Below are 21,468 nucleotides of genomic sequence, written 5' to 3'. Positions count from 1 at the left end.
CGGCTTTGTCTGCTGGTGCCAACTGCACGGAGGCGACCGCTGGCCGCAGGTGTTCCACGGGTGGCACCTTGCCAAATGCGGAGACACCCACGCTCAGCAGGAAGTGGAGGGTGAAAACCGCAATCAACCATCTCGGCATGGTGGACAAATTATACGGGCGGGTCCTTAAAGCCCTTCGGCAATACATGAGGACAGTGGTCTGACTCATTGGCCTTTGGCTACACGCGCGTGTGTCGTTGCCGGTGCGGCAGGTGGGACGGGATCCCTTGAGCCTCAAGATGATGCGCCATACTGCGGCCCAGGTTGCGCACTAACGCCAACTGTTGGTTCGCCCGCTTGTCCATTGCCATGAATGTCGTGCCTTCCGATTGTCCCCCTTTCACCTTCCACAGAGGCACCGCGCCACTGCTGGTTTCCATGCCCATGTGGGCACCCATGTGCCAGACGCCATCGCAAGGCGCCTCAACCCCGAGGCGCGGAGCGTTCCGGACACCGATTGGCATTTGGAACGGCTCTACGGTTTTGCGAAGTCGATGGGAGCTTCAGTACTGGTCGCCACGCACTCGCGCTATGTGATTGACCTCAATCGCCCTCCTGATGGCTCCAGCCTCTACCCAGGCCAGAGCGTCACTGCGCTGTGCCCTGTGGACGCCTTTGACAGCACGCCGTTGTATAGCGGCAGGCTCGTGCCGGACGCAGCCGAGGTTGCCGCGCGGCGCGAGGCATTGTGGGAGCCCTACCATGCCCAGTTGCGGGAAGAGTTGAACCGTATGCGCGCCACCCATGGCGTGGCGGTGTTGTGGGATGCGCACTCGATTCGGTCGGTCCTTCCGCGCTTCTTCGACGGCACATTGCCAGACCTGAACCTGGGTACCGCCGGAGGCACGAGCTGCGATGCAGCGCTGGCGCAGGAGCTGTTTGCCATTGCCGAAACGGCGCTCGACCACACGGCCGTGCTCAACGGACGGTTCAAGGGAGGCTACATCACGCGCCGTTACGGCGAGCCTGCGCGCAACATCCACGCGGTCCAACTGGAGATGACACAGTGCAGCTATATGCAGGAGGCACCGCCGTTCAACTACCTGCCGGAGCGCGCCGGGCGCATTCAGCCCACGCTGCAACGTATGGTGGAGGCAGCACTCCGGTTCGCGCAGCAACGGTCATTGCGCTGACGCGCTAAGATGCGCGCATGCAGGTTTCCAGTCCCTCTCTCGTAGCGCAAGATCCGGCCGAGGCGCCGTGGGGATGGTCCAGACAATTCCGCATGCCGGTCTTCAAGCCGGGCACCCGGGTGAGGCGAGCCGGAAGTTGGGAAACTGTCAGCCATGTAGCACTGCGACGCCAGGATCTGGCTGTGTACCTGGTGGGGCGCGCTGAACCCGTGGACCCCCTGGATCTGGAACTCGAGCCCACCTTGTTTACCACTGCTCGGGTGCCAGAGAGGCACTGAACAGCGGGTATCAACGCACCAATAGGTGAACTAGATGCCGCAGCGGTGCGCCATGGCTTCACCCAGCCGCACGGGCCGCGCTGCTTCCCATCCCGGCATGAACTGAACTGCGCCGCGGGGAAACAGCAGCACGACCGTGGAGCCCAGCAGAAAACGCCCCATTTCATCACCCTGACGAAGCACGACTTCTCGGTCCCGGTAATCCCAGCGGCGCGGTTGGCCGGTACGCGGCGGATTGACCTGGCCGTGCCATACCGTGGCCATGCTGCCGACAATGGTGGCGCCTACCAGCACGAGCGCCATGGGGCCCAGGGGCGTTTCGAACAGGCAGACCACACGTTCGTTGCGCGCAAACAGTCCGGGCACACCGCGTGCGGTGGTCGGGTTCACTGAAAACAATGCCCCAGGCACATGGTCCATACGCACCAGTCGTCCATCGCACGGCATGTGAATGCGGTGGTAGTCGCGTGGACTGAGATAGATGGTGGCGAAGCTGCCATCCTGGAACTGCGCGGCCATTTCGGCGTCGCCGCCAAGCAGAGCCGCGGTGGAGTAGAGGTGGCCCTTGGCTTGGAAGATCTGGTCCTGCTCGATAGGACCGATCTGGCTGACCGCTCCATCCACAGGGCATACCACCGCAGCATCGGCAAGCGGGCGCAGTCCAGGGCGCAACGCACGTGTGAAGAAGTCGTTGAAGGTTGCGTAGCTCGCAATGTCCGGATTGGCCGCCTCGCTCATGTCCACGCCGTAGCGCGCCACAAACCGGCGGATCACCGCGGTGGTCAATTGGCCCGCACGCGCAGACGCCATACGTCCGGCAAAGGAGGTCAGGGCTTGTTTGGGTAACAAGTACTGAGGCAGTACGGCGATACGATCAGACACGTGGCGGTAATCCTGGTGATGGAGTCGGATGATTCTAAGGGGAGGGTGGATTGCGCCCCAGTCGTGCGTCCCGTGCGGTTGTGGACTGCCTGTGATAGTGCAAAAAACCACATGCCCTGCAAGTTCAGGGCTTGCCCGGATAATGCGCGGCTTCCTCGAGCAACGGCCGCCGCGCCGATTCTCTGCGCGGCTTGGCGCCTTCTCCCATTCATGTCTGCACCCCCATTCCCTCGCACAGACGCTGCGGTAGAGCCGCCGACGTCAGCCTTACGGCGCGTCGCTGGCTGGCTGCGACTTTTCTGGCCGGCGCCTGCAGGCGTCAATCAGCGCGAACGCTTGCGCATGGTGTCGGGTATCGCGCTTTGCGTGGCCGTGGTGGCGCTGTTTGCGCATTGGTTCGGGGCTGGCCTGCCGGTCCCGTGGATGGTGGCCTCCCTGGGCTCCAGTGCGCTGCTCATCATTGCGATGCCTTCCAGCCCCCTCGCCCAGCCGTGGCCAGTGCTGGCGGGCAGCGTGCTGTCGTACATGGTAGGCGTTGCCTGCGCCACGCTGGTTCCCCACGTCGCTCTGGCCTGCGGCGCAGCCGTGGGACTTGCCGTGGCGGTCATGCTGGCATTGCGCTGCCTGCACCCCCCAGGCGGGGCGATGGCCTTGTTCGCTGTGCTCAATCCGCAGGACGGCGCGGCTTTTGCGGTATTTCCGGTGCTGCTCAATATGCTGGCGCTGGTGTTGATGGGAATGGCCTTCAATCACTTGACGGGGCGCAGCTATCCGCATGCACAAAGAGCGCGGGGGGCCGCGCATAAGGAATCTGGCGCTTTCATCTCGGCCGATTTGGATGCCGCCTTATCGCACTACAACCAAGTGCTGGATGTCAGTCGCGCCGACCTAGAGGGGCTTTTGCACTTGGCTGGCAAAGCCGCCTTCCAGCGCACGCTTGGCGAGCTGCGATGCGGCGAGATCATGTCATCACCGGTGCATGCGGTGGTTGCCGAGACGCCCCTCAAGGATGCCTGGGCGCTCATGCGCAAGCATGCCGTCAAGGCGTTGCCGGTAGTGGACGGGGCGCGCAGGGTGGTCGGCATCGTCACGGTGGCAGACTTCATGCGCCTGGCCAATCTGGACATGCATGAAGGCATGGGCCAACGTCTACGCTCGCTCATCATGGGGCGGCCCAAACGTCCCGAGCAAGTACAAGGCCTGATGTCGTCTCCCGTGCAGCAGGTGCTGTCTGAACAGCATGTGATGGATCTGGTGCCTCTGTTCTCCGAGGCGGGACACCACCACATTCCGGTGGTGAATGATGCGCAGGAACTGGTTGGCATCATCACGCAGACGGACCTCGTGAAGACCTTGGCTGCCGCGGTTGCCCGGCCATAGGCCCGGCTTCGACATCGCAGTACAATTCCGCCGCTTATGCACAGCGCTTCGCCTGTCCATTGAAGCCGTTTCCCCGGCCTTACGGCCTCCTGCGCCTTTGGTGCAGCAACTCACCTGCCTGCATTGCACCTTGCTTCGAGCCCCTCAAGGGCCGATGCGGCCCTTGGGTTAGTGGACGCATCGGCTTTTCCAGGCGCCGCCATAGATAATTGTTATCAAGAGACTGACCACACACATGGCCAAAGAAGAACTGATTGAAATGCAGGGTAGCGTGACCGAAGTCCTGCCGGATTCGCGCTTTCGCGTGACGCTGGACAACGGCCACCAACTCATCGCCTATACCGGCGGCAAGATGCGCAAGCACCATATTCGCATCCTGGCAGGTGACAAGGTGTCGCTGGAAATGTCGCCCTACGACCTGACCAAGGGCCGTATCACTTTCCGCCACCTTGCAGGGCGCGGCCCTGGGCCGGGCACCGGCTCGTCATCTGGCAATCGCTGAGTGTGACAAATACCGCCGATTTTTGGCGGTGAACAGAATCTGGCAGGTTAGAATGCCAGCTGTCGGAGCGTAGCGCAGCCTGGTAGCGCATCTGCTTTGGGAGCAGAGGGTCGCGAGTTCGAATCCCGCCGCTCCGACCAATTGAATCAAGGGGTTAGGTCTATTGACCTAACCCCTTTTGTCTTTGTTTTTGCGGGCTGCCATGTTCGCTGGCCAACGATGACAGACAATCCCCGCTGGGCTCCTACGGCACCGTCTTACATCAGCGCCGTCCCTGTCTTCCTAGGATGAATTTTTCATCGCAGGAGCAGAAGCATGTCTGAAGAAGCAGTGTTTGATACTGCGCCTCTTCCCGAAAGGCTGGCGGCAGACCAGAAACAACGCGCACGCGACCGTGGACATTTCAACAACTACGGTATGCGGGAGGACTCCACGGACGAGCCTATCGTGGATGGTGAAAATGCGGCGGATGGCGGCCAGGCGCGACGCTTTGGAGCGGGTGGCGATGAGTCCACCTATGCAAACCGGCACGGCCGATTCCAGGAGGCAGAGCAGTCCAGCGCCGGGGAGCCTGCTATGAATTTGGTGAACGAGCCAACGTCTGCAAAGAAACCTTAATGCGGCGGCGTCGCCGTGATACGCACCCCATAATTTAGCGCTCCCTCTGGTTGCTGGGTTGTCCTGATCGGGCGAGTACTGGGGAGGGTGATCATTGAAGGCTGGCTTGAAGCGCCAGCCTTTTTCCTGGACTTGTGGGACGCGTTTTGCTGACGACCGCTCGAAAAACTGCCGAGACACGCCATGACCGACTGGACGCATTGCGCGGGTTCGCCATGGTATGGATGACGGCCTTCCATTTCTGCTTCGACCTCAGCCATTTTGGCTACTGGCCCCAGGACTTCCGGGCAGATCCCTTGTGGACTGTGCAGCGAACCCTCATCGTCAGTCTGTTCCTGGGATGTGCGGGGCTGGGACAAGCGGTGGCTTGGCAACGTCAGGTTGGGTGGGCGCGTTTCGCCCGGCGCTGGAGCCAGATCACGGCCTGTGCATTGCTGGTAACGGTTGGCTCTTTTCTGATGTTCCCGCGCAGCTTCATTTACTTTGGTGTGCTGCACGGCATGGCAGTGATGCTCGTCATCATGCGGCTGACGGCGGGATGGGGCAGGTGGCTGTGGTTGGCCGGGCTGCTGGCACTGGTGTCGCCTTGGGTCGCAGGCTGGGCGCTGCGGGGGCCTCTTTCAGAATGGGCGCCGCTATTCAATGGACGGGGCCTTAACTGGTTGGGCTGGATTTCGCGAAAGCCCTTTACCGAGGACTATGTGCCGCTCTTTCCGTGGCTGGGCGTCATGTGGTGGGGGATGGCGGCCGGGCAGTGGCTCGTTGTGCGTTCGGACGGCTGGCTGTCCCGCCCGTTGCCGTGTGTGGTAGCGCCCCTGGCTGGTTTGGGACGCTATAGCCTCAGCTATTACATGCTGCACCAGCCCGTCCTGATCGCAGGACTGTTGCTGGCAGGCTGGCTGGCGGGGCGGGCATAAAAAAACGCGGCCCGAAGGCCGCGTTGTCGTGCGCGAGGCGCCTGTAGTGGTTACTCCACCTTGGCCTTGGCGCGCAGGTCTTCCTGGAACTTCGCCAGTTTCTGCTGCTGCAGTTGCTGGGCGATCTGGGGCTTGACCTCTTCCAGCTTCGGCAGCTGGGCTTCGCGCACATCGTCCAGGCGGATGACGTGCCAGCCGAACTGGCTCTTCACGGGAGTCTGGGTCATCTTGCCCTTCTCCAGCTTCACCAGCGCTTCCGTGAACTCAGCCACGTAGCTGCTCGGGCTGGCCCAGTCCAGGTCGCCACCGCGGGCGCCGGATCCGGGGTCCTTGGATTGCTTCTTCGCAATGTCCTCAAACTTGCCACCCTTCTTGATGGAAGCAATGATGGCCTTGGCCTCGTCTTCCTTTTCGACCAGGATGTGGCTGGCCTTGTATTCCTTGCCAGCGTTGGCGGCCACGAACTTGTCGTACTCGGCCTGGATCTCGGCATCGGTCACGGCATTGTTCTTCTGGAAATCCACGAACAGTTCACGGATCAGAATGGTCTGGCGTGCCAACTCCATCTGGGCCTTGTAATCGGCAGAGCCTTCCAGGCCGCGCTTTTGCGCTTCCTGCATGAAGATCTCGCGGGCGATTACTTCTTCCTTGATCTGGTTTTCCAGTTCGGGCGTGACCGGGCGGCCCGAGCGCTCCACCTGCTGCTTCAGGACTTCGGCACGTTCCTTGGGAACCGCCTTGCCATTGACGATGGCGAGGTTTTGCGCGGCAACGGGCAATGCCATCGTGCCCAGCACGGCTGCGGCCACGAGGCCGGACAAGAGCTTTTTCTTCATTGGGAATCCACTGATTGGGAAATAGGCTGCAGACGACTGGCTGCAACGCCCTTGGATCGGGGTTGTTTCAGAGAGTTTCAATGGCAATGGCGTGGGCGCCTTGGTCAATGAAAATCTGCAGCGCATCATACACAAGGCGATGCTGTGCAACCTTGCGCTTGCCTGTAAATAACGGTGACGCGATGCGCACGCGGAAATGGGTGCCAAACCCGGTTCCATTGGCGCCGGCATGGCCTTCGTGCTGCCAGCTTTCGTCCACCACTTCCAGATGGGTGGGCGATAGTGCGGCGCGCAGGCGTTCGGCCATGGCCTCTGCCGTGATAGCGATGGAGGGCGTGGTGTTCATGGTTGCAGGTCCTTGGGCGCGGCGTCGCCCTCATCCTTGACGTGGCGGCTCAGGTACAGCGCCTGGGCGATGACGAAGGCGAACATCAGGCCGATGCCACCGAACAGTTTGAAGTTCACCCAGGTGTCGGTGTCGAAGTTGTAGGCCACCCACAGATTGAGCACACCCATGGTGGCGAAAAAGCCCGTCCAGCCCCAGTTCAGGTTGCGCCACACGGGCGCGGGCAGATCGATCTGCGTGCCCATGAGTGACTGGATGAAGTTTTTGCGGAACACCAACTGGCCGACGAGCAAGGTGCCGCCCATGAGCCAGTAGAGCACGGTGGGCTTCCATTTGATGAAGGTTTCGCTGTGTGCCAGCAGCGTGGCGCCGCCGAACAGCACGATGACGCCCAGGCTCAGCCATTGCAGGGGTTCGACCTTGCCGTGCTTGAGGCGGATGTAGCCGATCTGCACGACGGTGGCGGCAATCGCCACGGCCGTGGCCACGTAGATGCCCCAGACCTTGAATGCGGCGAAGAACAGGATGATCGGAAAGAAGTCGATGAGCAGTTTCATGGCGCCGGGGGTTCAAAATCGAGCGAGGCGGAGTTCATGCAATAGCGCAGACCCGAAGGAGCCGGGCCGTCGGGGAAGACATGGCCCAGGTGGGCCCCGCATTGTGCACACACGGTCTCGGTGCGCACCATGCCGTGGCTGCGGTCCTCGATCTCCCGAATGGCACCGGGCACGGCAAGCGAGAAGCTGGGCCAGCCGCAGCCCGCGTCGAACTTGGTGTCGGAGTCGAACAGCTTGGCGCCGCAGCAGACGCAGTGGTAGCTGCCGTCGGCCCAGTGGCCTTCGTACTTGCCGCTGAAGGGCCGCTCGGTGGCCGCGTGACGCGTGACCTGGTAAGCCGCGGGCTCGGCGCCCTTGGCCTGCAGCAGCGCCTGCCATTCGTCTTCGGTTTTCTGGATGGGGTAGGTCATGAGGAACAGCTGATGGAGATGGAGGACGCCCAGTCGGGCGGAAAGCCGGCGTAGGCCTCGTGCCCCGGGTGGTCGTCGAAGGGGCGCGCCAGCAACCTTTGCAATATTTGGAGTTCGGAGAAGTCCCCGAGTTTCGCGGCGCGAATCGCCTGTTCGCCCAGGTGGTTGCGCAGCACGAAGCGTGGATTGGTTTTATGCATCAAATCGGCCGCTAGCGCCCATCCATCAAGCGCTAATAGCTCCTTATATTGTAGCAACCAGGCGTCCAGAGCTGCACGGTCCAGGAACAGATCGCGCACGGGTTCGAAATCCTCCGTGGCTACTGCACCGGACAGCCGACGCCAGAAGATGGGGTAGTCCACGCGGTCGGCGGCCAGCAGCCGCAACAGGCCATCGACCCATGCGGCGTCGCCTTCGCGCGCCTGCTGCAGGCCGAGCTTGGCGCGTATGCGCGCCAGGAACTGCCGGCCAAAGCTGCCTTCGTACGACTGCAGCGCGGCGCGCGCCGTGTCCACCTCGCCGATCAGCGGCAGCAGCGCCTGGGCCAGACACAACAGGTTCCAGTACGCCACGCTGGGCTGGCGGTCGAAGGCGTAACGGCCGCGTACGTCGCTGTGATTGCAGATGTGTCCGGGGTCGAAAGCATCCAGAAACTGGAAAGGCCCGTAGTCCATCGTGAGGCCCAGGATGCTCATGTTGTCGGTGTTCATGACGCCATGGCAAAAACCCACGGCCTGCCATTGCGCCAGCAGTGCAGCGGTGCGCTCGCTCACGGCATGCAGCAGTGCGGCATAGGCGTTGCCTTCCCATTCCTGCGAGCGGCGGCAGTCGGGGTAGTAGCGGTCGATCACGTAGTCGGCCAGGGCGCGCAGCTCGGCTTCCTGGCCGCGCGCCGCGAAGTGCTCGAAGTGGCCGAAACGGATGAAGCTGGGAGCCACGCGCGTGACCACGGCGGCGGTTTCCACCTCCTCGCGCTGCACGGGCGCGGGCGAACCGGTCACGCACAGCGCGCGCGTGGTCGGTATGCCCAGCGCATGCATGGCTTCGCTGCACAGGAATTCGCGGATCGAAGATCGCAGCACGGCGCGGCCGTCGCCCATGCGCGAATAGGGCGTGCGCCCGCTACCCTTGAGCTGCACCTCTTGGCCCGTGGCGGTTTCGCCCAGCAGGATGGCACGGCCATCGCCCAACTGGCCGGCCCACACGCCGAACTGGTGGCCGCTGTACACGCTGGCCAGCGGCTGGCTGCCGGGCAGCAGGGCGTTGCCTGTGAAGGCCTGCAGTGCGTCGTCGCGCTGCTGCCAGGCTTCGGGCAGGCCCAGCAAGGCGCCTACCTCGGCGCTGGTGCCCACCCAGTGAGGCTGGGGCAGGGGAGTGGGGCGCAGCGGCGTGAAGAAGGCCGAGCCCAGCGCGGCGAAGCCCGGCTGCCAGGCGGGCACCAGTGGCGCGACTGGGGTAGCGTCAGGGGTGGGGGCAAACGTCATGTGGGGATTGTCCCCCGGGCCCCTATGCCCCGATCTGGGCCAAGGCCTTGTGCGCGGGGGCCGGCGCGAACGTGGGATTTCTCCGGATGGCTCCGTGGCTGGAAAGCCCCATGTTCCCCGCTACGATGGCGCAGTCTTCGTACACCCACAATTCATTACCAAAGGAGCATCCATGCTGGGCCTGATGCAGAGCCAACCTCTCTTGATTTCCTCGTTGATCTCGTTCGCCGAGCGTCACCATGGCGACGGGGAAATCGTCTCGCGCCGCGTGGAGGGGGACATCCATCGCTATACCTATCGCGACCTGGCCCGGCGTTCGCGCCAACTGGCCAATGCCCTGGATGCGCTGGGCCTGCAGTCCAGCGACCGCGTGGCCTCGCTGGCCTGGAATGGCTACCGCCACATGGAGATGTACTTCGGTGTGAGCGGCTCGGGCCGCGTGCTGCACACCATCAACCCGCGCCTGCACCCCGACCAGATCGCCTGGATCGTGAACCATGCCGAGGACCAGGTGCTGTGCTTCGATATGACCTTCCTGCCGCTGGTGCAGGCCGTGCATGCCAAGTGCCCCACGGTCAAGAAATGGGTGGCGCTGTGCGACAGCGACAAGCTGCCCGCGGACTCGGGCATCCCCGGCCTCACCAGCTATGAAGACTGGATCGGCGGCGCGTCGGCCGAATACCAGTGGCCCACGTTCGACGAGAACTCCGCGTCCAGCATGTGCTACACCAGCGGCACCACGGGCAACCCCAAGGCGGCGCTGTACAGCCATCGCTCCACCACGCTGCATGCCTATGCCGCTGCGCTGCCCGATGTGATGAACCTCTCGGCGCGCGACGCGGTGCTGCCCGTGGTGCCGATGTTCCACGTCAACGCCTGGGGTATCCCGTACTCGGCGGCCCTCACGGGCTGCAAGGTGGTCTTCCCCGGCCCGGCGCTGGATGGCAAGTCGGTCCATGACCTCATCGAGGCCGAGGGCGTGACCTTTGCCGCGGGCGTGCCCACCGTGTGGCAGATGCTGCTCAACCATGTGAAGTCCGCGGGCCTGAAGTTCAGCACCCTGCGCCGCACGGTCATCGGCGGGTCGGCCTGCCCGCCCGCCATGATCACGGCCTTCCAGGACGAGTACGGCGTGTCCGTGCTGCACGCCTGGGGCATGACCGAGATGAGCCCGCTGGGCACGCTGTGCACGCTCAAGAACAAGCACCTGCAGATGGGCAAGGACGAGCAGATGCACATCCTGCAAAAGCAGGGCCGTGCCATCTATGGCGTGGACATGAAGATCGTCGGCGCCGATGGCCAGGAGCAGCCCTGGGACGGCAAGAGCTATGGCGACCTGCTGGTACGCGGCCCCTGGATCCTGGACAGCTACTACAAGGGCGAGAGCCCGCTCGTCAAGGACGAGCAGGGCCGGGGCTGGTTCCCCACGGGCGACGTGGCCACCATCGACCCGGATGGCTTCATGCAGATCACCGACCGCAGCAAGGATGTGATCAAGTCCGGCGGCGAGTGGATCAGCTCCATCGACATCGAGAACATCGCTATGGCGCACCCCGCCGTGGCGATGGCGGCCTGTGTCGGCATGCCGCACCCCAAGTGGGATGAACGCCCGATCGTCGTGGTGGCCCTGCGTCCGGGCGCCCAGGTCACGCGCGAGGAACTGCTCAAGTTCTACGAGGGCAAGACCGCCAAGTGGCAGATCCCCGATGACGTGGTGTTCGTCGATGCGATCCCGCTGGGCGCCACCGGCAAGATGCTCAAGACCCGCCTGCGCGAGCAACTGGCGGGCTACCAGTTGCCCGGCCTGTGAGCGCGCCCGGGCCGGTGGGCAAGGGACTGTTCCTGCGCGCCGGTCACATGGGTGATAGCTGCTAGGGGCAATCCCTGAACGGCGCCTCGTTGCATCCCTTGTACGCTGCGGCGTATTCATTCTCACAAGGAGACGAGGCATGAAGTTCGCTATCAAAATGGTAGCTGCTAGCGCAGTATTTGCATGTGCTGGTGGCGCATTCGCCCAAAAAGGGGAAACCGTCAAGATCGCCTGGCTCGATCCGCTGTCGGGCCTCATGGCCGCGGTGGGCACCAACCAGCTCAAGAGCTTCCAGTTCATCTCCGAGGAGTTCAACAAGAAGAACGCGTCGGGCGTGAAGTTCGAGATCATCGGCATCGACAATAAGCTCAGCCCGCAGGAGACTACCAGCGCACTGCGCTCCGCCATGGACCAGGGCGCGCGCTACGTGGTGCAGGGCAATGGTTCGGGCCCGGCGCTGGCCATCATCGACGCACTGGAAAAGCACAACGCGCGCAACCCGGGCAAGGAAGTCGTCTACCTGAACTACGCGGCGGTGGACCCTGACCTCACCAACAGCAAGTGCAGCTACTGGCACTTCCGCCTGGATGCCGACACCTCCATGAAGATGGAGGCCATGACCACCTTCATCAAGGACCATCCTGAGGTCCAGAAGGTGTACCTGATCAACCAGAACTATTCGCACGGACATCAGGTCTCCAAGTACGCGAAGGAGAACCTCAAGCGCAAGCGCCCTGACGTGCAGATCGTGGGCGACGACCTGCACCCGCTGGCGCAGGTGCGCGACTTCGCGCCCTACATCGCCAAGATCAAGCAGTCGGGTGCGGACACGGTGATCACGGGCAACTGGGGCTCCGACCTCGCGCTGCTCATCAAGGCTGCCAACGATGCAGGCCTGAACAACGTGAACTTCTACACCTATTACGGCGGCGTGACGGGCAGCCCCACGGCCATGGGCGCAGGCGCCGCGGGCCGGGTGTACATGGTGTCGTACAACCACTTGAATCTGCCGGGCGAGATCGGTCGCATCGTGGGCGACTACAAGAAGAAGTTCAACGACGACATGTACACCGGCGCCGTGTACCACGCCTTCTCCATGCTGGATTCCGCCTTCGTGAAGGCCAAGTCCACCGACCCCGTGAAGGTGGCTGCTGCGATGGAAGGCATGAAGTTCAACAGCTTCAACGGCGAAGTGGAGATGCGCAAGTCCGACCACCAGTTGCAGCAGGGCCTGTTCGTGACCCGCTGGGAAAAGGCGGGCGACAAGTATCCCCGCGATGCCGAGAACACCGGCTACACCTTCGTGCCGGTGAAGTACTACGAGCCCTATGTGGCCAGCACGCCCACGTCGTGCCAGATGAAGCGGCCTTCCTGATGTAGTTCCTGGTGGGACGACCTTTGGGGCCCGAGTCTCCTCGGGCCTTTTTTTCACCTGCTGCGCGGTCTTGCGATGAATCTTGAGTTTTTCGTGATCTCCCTGCTCAACGGCGTCAGCTACGGTCTGCTGCTGTTCATGCTGAGTTCGGGATTGACGCTGATCTTCAGCATGATGGGCGTGCTCAACTTCGCGCACACCAGTTTCTACATGCTGGGCGCGTACTTTGCGTACACCTTGTCGGGTGCCATCGGCTTCTGGCCCGCGCTGGTGGTGGCACCGCTGCTGGTGGGGGCGCTGGGCGCGGTCTTCGAGCGCTATGCGCTGCGCCGCGTGCACAAGTTCGGCCATGTGCCCGAGCTGCTGGTCACCTTTGGCCTGTCGTACCTGATCCTGGAGGTGGTGCAGCTGGTGTGGGGGCGCTCCACCGTGCCCTATGGCCTGCCTGCGCAACTGCAGGGGCCGCTCTTCACCCTGTACGGCACGCAGTTTCCCAAGTCGCGCTCATTCGTCATGCTGGTGGCGGTGCTGATGCTGCTGTCGGTGTGGCTGCTGCTCACGCGCACCCGCATCGGGTTGGTGATCCAGGCGGCGCTCAAGCATCCGCACATGGTGGAGGCCCTGGGCCACAACGTGCCGCGCGTGTTCATGCTGGTGTTTGGCGGCGGCTGCGCGCTGGCGGGGCTGGCCGGCGTGATCGGCGGCAATACCTACGTGACCGAGCCGGCCATGGCGGCCTCGGTGGGCTCCATCATCTTCGTGGTGGTGGTGGTCGGGGGTATGGGGTCGCTGGCGGGGGCGTTCCTGGCGTCACTCATCATCGGACTGGTGCAGACCTTTGCGGTGGCGCTGGACTATTCGCTGGTGCATGCCTTCGCCCGCCTGGGCGTGCAGGTCACCGAACAGACCTTTGGCTATCCGCTATTCAAGCTCACCATCTCGCAGGTGGCGCCGATCCTGCCGTACCTGTTCCTCGTTCTGATCCTGATCTTCCGGCCCAAGGGCCTGCTGGGCACGCGGGAGGATTGAAAGGCCATGCACACCACTTCCTCTGCACCTTCGACCGCGGACGCCGGGGGCGCCGTGCGGTACTACCGCTTCAAACCCTTGAATGTGGGGCGCATCGTCATCTGGAGCCTGTTTGCCCTGGCTCTCGTCGTGGCGCCCCAGCTGTTCACCAGCAGCCTGGCGCTGACGATGCTGTCGCAGATCGGCTACGCGATCATCATCTGCCTGTCGTACAACATCCTCCTGGGGCAGGGCGGCATGCTGAGCTTCGGCCACGCCGTGTACACCGGCCTGGGCTCGTTCCTGGCGGTGCACGCCATCAACATGGCCAGCGACGGGCGACTGCCCATCCCGCTGGTGCTGATGCCGCTGGTGGGAGGGCTGGCGGGCATGTTCTTCGCCGTGCTGCTGGGCTATGTCACCACTAAGAAGTCCGGCACCACCTTCGCGATGATCACACTGGGCATCGGCGAACTCGTGGCCTCCATGGCGCTGATGTTTCCTGAGTTCTTCGGGGGCGAAGGCGGCATCACCACGGACCGCGTGTATGGCCAGCCGGTACTGGGCATCACGTTCGGTCCGGCAATTCAGGTGTACTACCTGATCGCCGCGTATTGTTTCGTGTGCACGGCCGCCATGTTCGCCTTCACGGGCACGCCGCTGGGGCGCATCCTCAACGCCGTGCGCGACAACCCTGAGCGTGTGGAGTTCATCGGCTACAACACGCAGCGCGTGCGCTACTTCGCCTTCATCATTGCCGGGTTCTTTGCAGGCATCGGCGGGGCGCTGGCGGCCATCAACTTCGAGATCGTCACGGCCGCCGACAGCGTGAGCGTGGTGCGCTCGGGCAGCTACCTGCTGTTCACCTTCCTGGGCGGGGCCACGTTCTTCTTCGGCCCCATCATCGGCGCCGTGCTGCTGGTGCTGGCGTCGGTGCTGCTGTCCGAGCTGTCCAAGGCCTGGCTGCTGTACCTGGGCCTGGTGTTCCTTTTCATGGTCATGTATGCACCCGGCGGCATAGCCAGCCTGATCATGATGAATCTGCGCCTGGCCAAGTACGGCAAGCTGCGCGGCATCATCAGCGCCTACCTGGCACTGGGCGGGACGGCACTGGTGGCGGTGCTGGGGGCCGCAGCGATGATCGAGATGACTTATCACCTGCAGCTGAACGAGGCGCTGGGGCCGCAGCTGGAGTTTCTGGGTGCGACGCTGAACGCCAAGAGCGTGGCGAGCTGGTTCGGCGCCGGCTTCGTGTTGGTGACCGGCGTGGGGCTGTTCGAACTCTGTCGCAGGCAGTTCATGCGGCAGTGGGGTGCGATCCAGGAAGAGATCGAGCACGAGATCAAGCGTGGGGAGGCAGGCTGATGGCGGACCAGGCAACCTATGCGCTGGAGCTGCGCGACCTGCGCAAGAGCTTCGGCAAGACCGAGATCATCCGCGGCGCCAACCTGGCGGTACGGCCCGGCGAACGCGTGGCCGTCATCGGACCCAACGGCGCGGGCAAGTCCACGCTGTTCAACCTCGTCAGCGGGCGGTTCGCGCCCACCAGCGGAGAAGTGCTGCTGCACGGCGCGCGCATCGACGGCAAGCAGCCCTTCGAGATCAACCGCATGGGGCTGTCGCGCAGCTTCCAGATCACCAACATCTTTCCCAAGCTCAGCGTGTTCGAGAACCTGCGCTGCGGCGTGCTGTGGAGCCTGGGGTACCGCTATGCGTTCTGGCGCTTCCTGTCCAGGTTGCAGGATGCCAACGACCGGGCCACGCAGCTCATGGAGATGATCAAGCTGGACAAGAAGCGCGACACCCTGGCCATGAACCTGACCTATGCCGAGCAGCGCGCTCTGGAGATCGGCATCACCATCGCCGGCGGCGCCAGCGTGATCCTGCTGGATGAGCCCACTGCGGGCATGAGCAAGAGCGAGACCACGCGCTTCATCCACCTCATCAAGGAGGTCACGCAGGGCCGCACCCTGCTGACCGTGGAGCACGACATGGGCGTGGTCTTCGGCCTGGCCGACAAGATCGCCGTGGTGGTGTATGGCGAGGTGATCGCCTTCGACACGCCCGAGAACGTGCGCGCCAACCCGCGCGTGCAGGAAGCCTACCTGGGCTCCGTCATTGCCGCGCAGCAGGCCGGGGGACACTGAGACATGCTGAAAGTCGAGAACCTGCACGCCTACTACGGCAAGAGCCATGTGCTGCACGGCGTGGGATTTGACGTGCACCCGGGTGAGATCGTCGCGCTGCTGGGCCGCAACGGCTCCGGTCGCTCCACCGCGGCCAAGGCCGTGATGGGCCTGGTGGACTGGCAAGGCACGCTGCAGTGGAAGGGCCAGAATCTCAATGGCAGGAAGGCCTACGAGATCGCCCATCTGGGCATCGGCTACGTGCCCGAAAGCCGCGACGTGTTTCCCAACCTCACCGTGCACCAGAACCTGCTGCTAGGCCAGAAGGGCAGTGGCAGGGATAGCCGCTGGAGCTTTGACGACATGTACGAGATGTTCCCGCGCCTGAAGGAGCGCCGCAACATCGAGGCGGGCGTCATGTCCGGCGGCGAGCAGCAGATGCTGACCCTGTGCCGCACGCTCATGGGCGACCCGGACCTCATCATCATCGACGAGCCCACCGAGGGGCTGGCGCCCAAAATCGTCGAACTGGTGGGCGAGTACCTCACGCGGCTCAAGCAGCGGGGCATCTCCGTGCTGCTCATCGAGCAAAAACTCACCATCGCCATGACCATCTCCGACCGCGCGCTGGTCATGGGGCACGGCAGCATCGTCTTTCAGGGCACGCCCGACGAGCTGCGTGCCAACAGCTATGTACGCAAGGAGTGGCTGGAGGTTTGAGGGCCTCATTGGCCTCTAGCCCTTTGTGGATGAGCGCTGTTGGCTATCAAAAGGATAGTTAGACGTCGGTGTGCGCGGCGTGCTTGTCCCGGCTGAGACAAAAAACTGCGACCCCTGCCTCTAGACTTGCGTGCTAAAAACGCACGAGCGTACTTTTCTTTCATCCACCCGAGATTCAAGAGGAACGACAGCATGACGGCTGAATACCAGGTCCACGGCGACGTGGCCGTGATCACCCTCAACAACCCGCCCGTCAACGGGCTTGGCCTGGCCACGCGCCAGGGCATCGTCGATGGCCTCGATCGCGCCCAGGCTGACGCGGCCGTCAAGGCTATCGTCATCACCGGCGCGGGCGGCGCCTTCTCGGGCGGCGCCGACATCAAGGAGTTCGGCACCGACAAGTCGCTGCAGGAGCCCAATCTGCACTCCGTCATCAACGCCGTCGAGAACTGCACCAAGCCCGTGGTGGCTGCCATCCACACCGTCTGCATGGGCGGCGGGCTGGAGCTGGCCCTGGGCTGCCACTACCGTGTGGCCGCGCCCGGCTGCAACGTGGCGCTGCCCGAGGTGAAGCTGGGCATCCTGCCCGGCGCGGGTGGTACGCAGCGCCTGCCGCGCGTGGTGGGTGTGGAGGCAGCGCTGAACATGATCGTCAGCGGTGAGCCGGTCAAGAGCGAGATGATCGGCGCCGTGCCCGGCCAGAAGCTGTTCGACAAGATGGCCGCTTCGCCCGAATCGCTGGCCGAGGAAGCGCTGGCCTTCGCCCAAAGCGTGGCCGACGTGCGCCCGCTGCCGCTGGTACGCAACCTGCCGTGCAAGCACCCCGAGGGCGATGCGTACTTCCAGTTCGCACGCAACATGGTCAAGGGCATGGCCAAGAACTTCCCCGCGCCCGCCAAGTGCGTGGACGCCGTGGAGGCGGCCACCAAGCGCAAGTTTGCCGACGGCCTGGCGTATGAGCGCGAGCTGTTCATCAACCTGATGTGGACGCCCGAGTCGCGCGCGCTGCGCCACCTGTTCTTTGCGGAGCGTGCCGCGAGCAAGATCCCCGACGTCCCGTCCGAGACTCCCAAGCGGGACATCAAGAAGGTCGGCGTGATCGGCGCGGGCACCATGGGTGGCGGCATCAGCATGAACTTCCTGAACGCGGGCATCCCCGTGACCATCCTGGAGATGAAGCAGGAGGCGCTGGACCGCGGCATCGGCACGATCCAGAAGAATTACGAAGCCCAGGTCAAGAAGGGCAAGCTCAAAGAAGACAAGTACCAGCAACGCATGGCCCTGCTGTCCACTACGCTGAACTATGCCGACCTGAAGGACTGCGACCTGATCATCGAGGCCGTGTTCGAAGAGCTTGGCGTGAAGGAAGCCGTGTTCAAGCAGCTCGACGCCGTGGCCAAGCCCGGCGCCATCCTGGCGTCCAACACCTCCACGCTGGACGTGGACAAGATCGCCGCCTTCACCCAGCGTCCGCAGGACGTGGTGGGCATGCACTTCTTCAGTCCCGCCAACGTGATGAAACTGCTGGAAGTGGTGCGCGGCAAGGCCACGGCCAAGGACGTGCTGGCCACCGTGATGGCCTTGGCCAAGAAGATCAAGAAGACGGCCGTGGTCTCCGGCGTGTGCGACGGTTTCATCGGCAACCGCATGATCGAGCGCTACAGCCAGCAGGCCGGCTTCCTGCTGGACGAAGGCTGCACGCCCCAGCAGGTGGACAAGGCCATCGAGAAGTTCGGCTTCGCCATGGGCCCGTTCCGCATGGGCGACCTGGCCGGCAACGACATCGGCTGGGCCATCCGCAAGCGCCGCGCCGTCGAGCAGCCCGACATGAAGTACAGCAAGACGGCCGACCTGCTGTGCGAGATGGGACGCTTCGGCCAGAAGACCGGGGCGGGCTGGTACGACTACCAGGCTGGCAAGCGTGACGCGATTCCCAGCGACGTGGTGAACCAGATGATCGAGGAGCACCGCAAGGCCCTGGGCATCACGCCGCGCAAGGTGAGCGACGAGGAGATCGTGCAGCGCCTGGTCTATGCGTTGGTCAACGAGGGCGCCAAGATCCTGGAAGAGGGCATCGCCAGCAAGTCGGGCGACATCGACATGGTGTACCTGACCGGCTACGGCTTCCCCATCCACCGCGGCGGTCCCATGCACTACGCCAGCGAAGTGGGCCTGTTCAACGTGGCGCAGTCCATGAAGCGCTTTGCCCGCAACCCGCTGGATGACGCACGCGCCTGGGAGCCCGCGCCGCTGCTGGCCCGGCTGGCCGCCGAAGGCAAGGCCTTTGCCTGAGCGCCCGTTCGTCCGCCTGAAGCACGCAGAACAAGGAATATTGCAATGACCTCCGCAGTGATCGTTTCCACCGCCCGCACGCCGCTCGCCAAGAGCTGGAAGGGCTCGTTCAACATGACCCACGGCGCCACGCTGGGCGGCCACGCCGTGCAGCACGCCGTGCAGCGCGCGGGCATTGACCCCGCCGCCGTCGATGATGTCATCATGGGCTGCGCCAATCCCGAAGGCGCCACCGGCATGAACATCGCGCGCCAGATCGCGCTCAAGGCTGGCCTGCCCGTCACCACATCGGGCATGACCATCAACCGTTTCTGCTCCTCGGGCCTGCAGACCATCGCCACCGCCGCGCAGCGCATCATCGCGGGCGAGGGCGAGGTGTATGTGGCCGGCGGCGTGGAAAGCATCTCCTGTGTGCAGCAGGAAATGAACCTGCACATGATCCAGGACCTGGCCCTGGCCAAGCAAAAGCCCGAGATCTACTGGAGCATGCTGCAGACCGCCGAGCAGGTGGCCAAGCGCTACCACATCGGCCGCGACGCGATGGACGAGTACGGCGCCGCCAGCCAGCAAAAGGCCTGCGCCGCCCAGGCAGCCGGCCTGTTCGACGCCGAGATCGCGCCCATCACCGTCACCGCGGGTATCGCCGACAAGACGCTGGGCCTGATCACCAAGCAGGTCACCGTGAGCCGCGACGAGGGTACGCGCGAGGGCACCACCAAGGAAGGCATCAGCGGTATCCGCCCGGCCATGCCTGGCGGGCTGATCTCGGCGGGCAACGCCAGCCAGTTCTCGGACGGCGCGGGCGCCTGCGTGGTGGTGGGCGAGGACTACGCTGCTCGCAACAATCTCCAGCCCCTGGGCCGCTTCCTGGGCTTTGCCGTGGCCGGTTGCGAGCCTGACGAAATGGGCATCGGCCCCGTGTTCGCCGTACCCAAGGTGCTCAAGAAACTGGGCCTGACGGTGCAGGACATCGACCTGTGGGAGCTGAACGAAGCCTTCGCCGTGCAGGTGCTGTACTGCCGCGACAAGCTGGGCATTCCCGCCGACCGCCTGAACGTGAACGGCGGCGCCATCGCTCTGGGCCACCCCTACGGTGTTTCGGGCCAACGCCTCACGGGCCACGCCCTCATCGAAGGCAAGCGCCGCGGTGCCAAGCGCGTGTGCGTGACCATGTGCATTGGTGGCGGTATGGGCGCGGCGGGCGTGTTTGAAGTGCTGTAAGCGCTGATCCGCTTTCGGACTGAAACAACAAGCGCCCCGCGCAGACGATGTGGTCTGCGCGGGGCGCTTGCTTTTATTTTGATAGCTGTCTGCGCTTGCTGCATGGGCGGTAGCAGGAGAAACGAGCGATATTTTTGTGAAACGGGTTCCTGTACAGGGAGCGACGCAGCGGGCCAGCCGCTGGAGGGGCTGCAAGCGTTCTGAAGTTCTGTCCAACGGGCGGCTGCGAGTGCGGACGATTAAACTCCTCTGAATTACTGGTTGTTACAACAATCCCTGCCCGTCGTCCTGGCTTGGACGACTCGCCCTAAGGGTCGGCCAAGTCCCCTTTGAATATCCCCATGGTCGCAAGCGTTCTCGTTGGCATGCTCTGCGCGCATCTGCTGTGCTTTGCGGTGATGTTCTTGCTGATCAGCAAACGGCTGCATGGGCAAAAAATGGGGATGGATCTTTTCGCGCTCGGCAACTTTCTACTGGGCTCCGCCTATGTGCTGCAGCTGCTGGAGGGCGGCCCCGCCTGGAGTGCGATAAGTGTGGTGAACCACACGCTGACGCTGGCCTCCCCGGTGGTTTACTGGCTCGGAGCCATGCGTTTCTTTGGGCACGCCGTCCCCTTGCTGTCTCCACTTCTCGTATTTGCGGCGCTCTACAGCCTTGCGCAGGTACTGGTGCAATGGAGCTTGGGGCCGGTTGCACGCTACGCCATGCTTTCAGGGGGATCGGCACTCCTGTTTTTTGTGATGGCCCTGACGGTGATCTACGGCGCTCGCACATTTGCCAAGGATCTGTATGGCGAGATGGTCTTTTTTGCCGCGCTGATCAGCGGCCTATGCGTACTCAACGCGCTCAAGTTCATGAAGCTTCTGGATGGCGGCCTGGATGCATTGCAGATGGACCGCCAGTTCCAGCTGGTGTTCTACATCTACATGTCATTCCTGGCCACGGTGCTGCCGCCATCGATCGTCTGGCTGGTACTGCGCCGCTTGACCGATCAGTTGCGCCATATCGCTGCGCGGGACCCGATGACGCAGTTGCTCAATCGGCGAGGTCTCACCGAGGCGTTGCAGCTGTACTTCAACCAGCGCCGGGCGGAGCATGCGCACTTGCTCGTTGTCGACGTTGACCATTTCAAGCGGATCAACGACACCTACGGCCACCACGCCGGAGACACCGTCCTGTGCCGCGTGGCGGAGATACTCCAGGCTACGGCGCGTCGTGGTGATTTGGTAAGCCGTCTGGGCGGGGAAGAGTTCGCGGTGATCTGCTTGAACACCGACTTTCCCGGGGCCATGCACATGGCGGAGCGATTGCGTGCAGCCATCGAGACGCAAACCATCGACATTGCAGAGGGCGGTCATCCGCTGCAGTGCACGGTCACGGTCGGGGTTTCACAGGGCTTTGCAGATGCACACGCCTTGGAGGTGGCCCTGCAACAAGCCGACGCGGCTCTGTACCGCGGCAAAGCCGCGGGACGCAACCGCGTCGAAATAGCCGGGCCGTATATGGCCACCCCTTCGTACGCCTGAATCACGGG

The 21,468-nt window shown here is 63.5% G+C and carries 19 protein-coding genes, 1 tRNA gene and 1 pseudogene; 15 read left to right on the top strand and 6 right to left on the bottom strand.

The features are described from left to right. The first annotated feature begins 348 nt into the window (after positions 1 to 348). A pseudogene (gene hutG, locus AC1PPL_RS10690) lies at positions 349 to 1,172 on the top strand (N-formylglutamate deformylase). A gap of 308 nt (positions 1,173 to 1,480) precedes the next feature. Here the strand turns inward: hutG and asd are convergent. Continuing rightward, a complete protein-coding gene (gene asd, locus AC1PPL_RS10685; RefSeq protein WP_312563761.1) occupies positions 1,481 to 2,332 on the bottom strand; it encodes an archaetidylserine decarboxylase in 852 nt (283 codons plus the stop codon). Between the two features lie 210 nt (positions 2,333 to 2,542). Here asd and AC1PPL_RS10680 point away from each other — a divergent pair, with 210 nt between their 5' ends. The 5 genes from AC1PPL_RS10680 (at position 2,543) to AC1PPL_RS10660 (ending at position 5,749) form a co-directional block, all read left to right on the top strand. Then, positions 2,543 to 3,712 (top strand): HPP family protein, encoded by a 1,170-nt coding sequence (locus AC1PPL_RS10680; RefSeq protein ID WP_479973251.1) that lies wholly within the window; start codon positions 2,543 to 2,545, stop codon positions 3,710 to 3,712. Positions 3,713 to 3,947: 235 nt separating this feature from the next. Beyond that, entirely contained in the window at positions 3,948 to 4,214 is a 267-nt protein-coding gene (infA, locus tag AC1PPL_RS10675; protein ID WP_011804941.1) for a translation initiation factor IF-1, read from the top strand. A gap of 63 nt (positions 4,215 to 4,277) precedes the next feature. Beyond that, positions 4,278 to 4,354 (top strand) — tRNA-Pro (locus tag AC1PPL_RS10670). A gap of 175 nt (positions 4,355 to 4,529) precedes the next feature. After that, on the top strand, positions 4,530 to 4,832 hold the full coding sequence (locus AC1PPL_RS10665; protein WP_479973250.1) for a hypothetical protein: 303 nt from the start codon (positions 4,530 to 4,532) through the stop codon (positions 4,830 to 4,832). 146 nt (positions 4,833 to 4,978) lie between these two features. Beyond that, the gene (locus AC1PPL_RS10660; protein WP_479973249.1) at positions 4,979 to 5,749 is read left to right on the top strand and encodes a heparan-alpha-glucosaminide N-acetyltransferase; all 771 of its coding nucleotides are present in this window, start codon (positions 4,979 to 4,981) and stop codon (positions 5,747 to 5,749) included. A gap of 50 nt (positions 5,750 to 5,799) precedes the next feature. On the opposite strand, the gene AC1PPL_RS10655 is transcribed toward AC1PPL_RS10660, so the two are convergent. The 5 genes from AC1PPL_RS10655 to AC1PPL_RS10635 form a co-directional block, all read right to left on the bottom strand. After that, positions 5,800 to 6,585, bottom strand: a complete 786-nt coding sequence (locus tag AC1PPL_RS10655) for a foldase protein PrsA (protein WP_015913520.1) — start codon at positions 6,583 to 6,585, stop codon at positions 5,800 to 5,802. A gap of 67 nt (positions 6,586 to 6,652) precedes the next feature. Beyond that, complete coding sequence (locus tag AC1PPL_RS10650; RefSeq protein WP_011804945.1) at positions 6,653 to 6,931, bottom strand: BolA family protein; 279 nt, start codon at positions 6,929 to 6,931, stop codon at positions 6,653 to 6,655. Then, positions 6,928 to 7,488 (bottom strand): septation protein A, encoded by a 561-nt coding sequence (locus tag AC1PPL_RS10645; protein ID WP_479973248.1) that lies wholly within the window; start codon positions 7,486 to 7,488, stop codon positions 6,928 to 6,930. Before AC1PPL_RS10645 ends, AC1PPL_RS10650 begins: the two co-directional genes overlap by 4 nt. Continuing rightward, positions 7,485 to 7,898, bottom strand: a complete 414-nt coding sequence (gene msrB, locus AC1PPL_RS10640) for a peptide-methionine (R)-S-oxide reductase MsrB (protein WP_011804947.1) — start codon at positions 7,896 to 7,898, stop codon at positions 7,485 to 7,487. Before msrB ends, AC1PPL_RS10645 begins: the two co-directional genes overlap by 4 nt. Continuing rightward, the gene (locus AC1PPL_RS10635; RefSeq protein ID WP_196995428.1) at positions 7,895 to 9,382 is read right to left on the bottom strand and encodes a protein adenylyltransferase SelO; all 1,488 of its coding nucleotides are present in this window, start codon (positions 9,380 to 9,382) and stop codon (positions 7,895 to 7,897) included. The genes msrB and AC1PPL_RS10635 overlap by 4 nt, the downstream gene beginning before the upstream one ends. A 172-nt stretch (positions 9,383 to 9,554) precedes the next feature. Between AC1PPL_RS10635 and AC1PPL_RS10630 the strand changes: the two genes are divergently transcribed. The 9 genes from AC1PPL_RS10630 to AC1PPL_RS10590 all read left to right on the top strand — a co-directional run bounded on the left by AC1PPL_RS10630 (position 9,555) and on the right by AC1PPL_RS10590 (position 21,460). Continuing rightward, positions 9,555 to 11,192 (top strand): 3-(methylthio)propionyl-CoA ligase, encoded by a 1,638-nt coding sequence (locus tag AC1PPL_RS10630; protein ID WP_479973247.1) that lies wholly within the window; start codon positions 9,555 to 9,557, stop codon positions 11,190 to 11,192. A 139-nt stretch (positions 11,193 to 11,331) separates the two neighbouring features. After that, positions 11,332 to 12,567: a branched-chain amino acid ABC transporter substrate-binding protein gene (locus AC1PPL_RS10625; RefSeq protein ID WP_103737959.1), complete on the top strand. Its 1,236-nt coding sequence runs from the start codon at positions 11,332 to 11,334 to the stop codon at positions 12,565 to 12,567. 75 nt (positions 12,568 to 12,642) lie between these two features. Next, positions 12,643 to 13,596 carry a branched-chain amino acid ABC transporter permease gene (locus AC1PPL_RS10620; RefSeq protein ID WP_011804951.1) on the top strand — a complete coding sequence of 318 codons (954 nt, stop codon included), beginning with the start codon at positions 12,643 to 12,645 and terminating at the stop codon, positions 13,594 to 13,596. A gap of 6 nt (positions 13,597 to 13,602) precedes the next feature. Beyond that, positions 13,603 to 14,940 (top strand): branched-chain amino acid ABC transporter permease, encoded by a 1,338-nt coding sequence (locus AC1PPL_RS10615; protein WP_123675702.1) that lies wholly within the window; start codon positions 13,603 to 13,605, stop codon positions 14,938 to 14,940. Next, a complete protein-coding gene (locus AC1PPL_RS10610) occupies positions 14,940 to 15,722 on the top strand; it encodes an ABC transporter ATP-binding protein (RefSeq protein WP_011804953.1) in 783 nt (260 codons plus the stop codon). The genes AC1PPL_RS10615 and AC1PPL_RS10610 overlap by 1 nt, the downstream gene beginning before the upstream one ends. Positions 15,723 to 15,725: 3 nt before the next feature. Next, positions 15,726 to 16,421, top strand: coding sequence for an ABC transporter ATP-binding protein (locus tag AC1PPL_RS10605; RefSeq protein WP_479973246.1), 696 nt, complete (start codon positions 15,726 to 15,728; stop codon positions 16,419 to 16,421). A gap of 192 nt (positions 16,422 to 16,613) precedes the next feature. Continuing rightward, on the top strand, positions 16,614 to 18,713 hold the full coding sequence (locus AC1PPL_RS10600) for a 3-hydroxyacyl-CoA dehydrogenase NAD-binding domain-containing protein (RefSeq protein WP_479973245.1): 2,100 nt from the start codon (positions 16,614 to 16,616) through the stop codon (positions 18,711 to 18,713). 45 nt (positions 18,714 to 18,758) lie between these two features. After that, positions 18,759 to 19,934, top strand: a complete 1,176-nt coding sequence (locus AC1PPL_RS10595; protein WP_011804956.1) for an acetyl-CoA C-acyltransferase — start codon at positions 18,759 to 18,761, stop codon at positions 19,932 to 19,934. A gap of 341 nt (positions 19,935 to 20,275) precedes the next feature. Further along, on the top strand, positions 20,276 to 21,460 hold the full coding sequence (locus AC1PPL_RS10590; protein ID WP_479973244.1) for a GGDEF domain-containing protein: 1,185 nt from the start codon (positions 20,276 to 20,278) through the stop codon (positions 21,458 to 21,460). Positions 21,461 to 21,468 lie beyond the last annotated feature (8 nt).

The organism is Diaphorobacter sp. B2A2W2 (assembly GCF_056730635.1).
Note: the sequence above shows the minus strand (reverse complement) of the source record. Positions and strands in the feature narration are given on the sequence as shown.